This is a genomic window from Neisseria sp. P0021.S007 (assembly GCF_051956855.1).
Window position 1 is genome coordinate 1 of the sequence record NZ_JBQCXA010001481.1, and the last position, 475, is coordinate 475.

Below are 475 nucleotides of genomic sequence, written 5' to 3' on the forward strand. Positions count from 1 at the left end.
GTTGTCGACATTTGGGCGCGTACTAACGACCAAGTTGCGAAAGCGATGATGGATAACTTGTCTTATACCCTTGTGAAAAACAAACAAGGTGAAGACGAGAAACAGAAATCATTCAACTCGATTTACATGATGTCTGACTCGGGTGCCCGTGGTAGTGCGGCGCAGATCCGTCAGCTTGCCGGTATGCGTGGTTTGATGGCGAAGCCAGATGGCTCGATCATTGAGACCCCAATTAAAGCAAACTTCCGTGAAGGTTTGACGGTACTTCAGTACTTCATCTCGACACACGGTGCGCGTAAAGGTTTGGCCGATACCGCATTGAAAACTGCGAACTCTGGTTACTTGACACGTCGTCTTGTAGACGTAGCACAAGATTTAGTGATTACTGAATCTGACTGTGGTACAGCCGGTGGCTTGGTGATGACTCCATTCATTCAAGGTGGTGACGTTATTGAACCATTACGTGATCGCGTAT

At 47.6% G+C, this 475-nt stretch carries 1 pseudogene; it reads left to right on the plus strand.

Going from position 1 to position 475, the window contains the following annotated elements:
• Positions 1-475 (plus strand): annotated as a pseudogene (locus ACTHUR_RS19815) (DNA-directed RNA polymerase subunit beta'); the annotation flags it as partial.